Below are 1,707 nucleotides of genomic sequence, written 5' to 3' on the forward strand. Positions count from 1 at the left end.
CCTGAATGCACCGATGCGCTGACTCGCTCGGTCTGAATCGTGTTGCGTGGTATCGGGTGGGGTGTGGGCGTGATTGTTCGGCCGATCTCGGGTATCGACTTGTTCCACTGTGGTTTTCGTCTCGTGGGTGGGTAAGGTTGTGGGTCGTTAGGCGGTGATCGGTAGATTCCGCCGGAACGTGTTCTCGAACAATGTCATCCACTGTTTGCCCCACGGCCAGCCTGTGGGTAGGTGCAGGGTGATTTTCCGTGCCGAGTAGGCGATACGGGTCGGGACGGTGATCAACGTTCGACGGACCGTGCCGGTCGTTGCCTTCGCCAGGGCCAAGTCGCCGGTGCTGGTGGCGGCGGCGCGGGTGAGGTTGAACGCCATCACTGCGCACACCAGCCAGGCTGCGTTGGCACAGAAATGCCCGGACGGCAGGTGCGCGAGAGCGGAATTCTTGAGGTCGGCGTGAACTTGTTCGATGATCGCGTGCCGGCGGTGAATCTGGTCGGCTGTGACGGTGTCGAGATCGGCGGGGTCGGTGGTGGTGAAGAAGGCATGGAACCGCCAGACGTCGAACAGTTGCTGTTGTCCTTGGTCTTTCTTCGGTCGCAGGTCGGGGATGCGGCGTACGACGAGTCGGCCGGGAATGTGGTGCGCTTTCTTCTGGGAGGCGAACGCGGTGAACTCGATCTCGGCGACCTCTGCGACCGAGACCCACTGCTGAGCGGTGTCGTCGTAGATCGCATTGGTGTAGCGGATGGGTGTCCAGGCGTCGTCGGTGATGGTGGCGATCGCGGCTCGGATGACGGTGTTGAGGCCGGTGGTGATCGAGACGTCCGCACCGCCGCGGATTGCTGCCCCGACCGTGGGGTATCCGAAGTATGCGGAATCGGCACGCAGCAGTGGCTTCGTCTGTGCTGCAGAAACATCGGGGTCCGAGACGGTAGACGCCACTGTGCGGAGCCGCGCGACGGTAGTGAGGGTATCGGCGATCATTCGTGATGCACCTCGGGCGGATCCGCAGGATCCTTTGCGTAGGCGTTGCCCGGTGATCACGGGTGCTGCAGTGTCGGTGGTGACTGTGGTGATCAACGAGTTGAGGCCACGGATGCCGGAGTAGCCGTAGCCAGATCCTTGTTTGCTGTGGCCATGGACTTCGATGATCGAGTCGTCGATATCGACCATCACGCGTTCGGTGTCGATACCGTCGACCACCGGTGTGTGTTCGGCGAGGGCGGTCAGCAACCTGGAGGCGACGGCGTCGAGTTGGCGGACATGACCGAAGGCGAATTCCCGCAGGAACGAACCCAATGTCGAGGGTGCGTACGGGTGATCAAAGAGGGTGTTCATCGCGCCGTGTCGAAGGATCGCCATGTCGGCGATACTGTCCGCTCCCGCGACCATACCGGCGACCAGCGATCCGATCTTGCGGCCGGCGTTGGCACCTTTGTCCGTCGACACGCTCAGATGCTCGTTGGCCAACGTGAGCAGCCCAGATCGCTGCGCCAACGCCATCACCGGAATCAGACCCGCGGTGGACACGAGATTCGGATCGTCGAACCTCGCGGTGGTGACAGGTCGGGTATGGGATAGTTGCATCTGCGAGATGCCCTTCGTTGTGGCCGAATCTTTCCCTAGACAAGATTGATTCTTTCACCACGGCAGGGCATTTCGCTTCTGCGACTCGGTCACGTTCACGGCCCAATCGGTGCATTCAGG

Annotated in this window: 1 protein-coding gene; it reads right to left on the reverse strand. The window is 61.7% G+C overall.

Annotated features, from left to right (window positions below; genetic code table 11):
• Nucleotides 1-147 precede the first annotated feature (147 nt).
• A complete protein-coding gene (locus QMK32_RS25110) occupies nt 148-1,587 on the reverse strand; it encodes an IS1380 family transposase (protein WP_283478286.1) in 1,440 nt (479 codons plus the stop codon).
• Between the last annotated feature and the right edge of the window lie 120 nt (nt 1,588-1,707).

It is taken from the genome of Rhodococcus sp. H29-C3 (genome assembly GCF_030063405.1).
Lineage (GTDB): Bacteria > Actinomycetota > Actinomycetes > Mycobacteriales > Mycobacteriaceae > Rhodococcoides.

What these genes read in the sequence shown, in the direction of transcription:
- QMK32_RS25110 (WP_283478286.1), bottom strand. Translation starts at nt 1,587, where the DNA reads ATGCAACTATCCCATACCCGACCTGTCACCACCGCGAGGTTCGACGAT.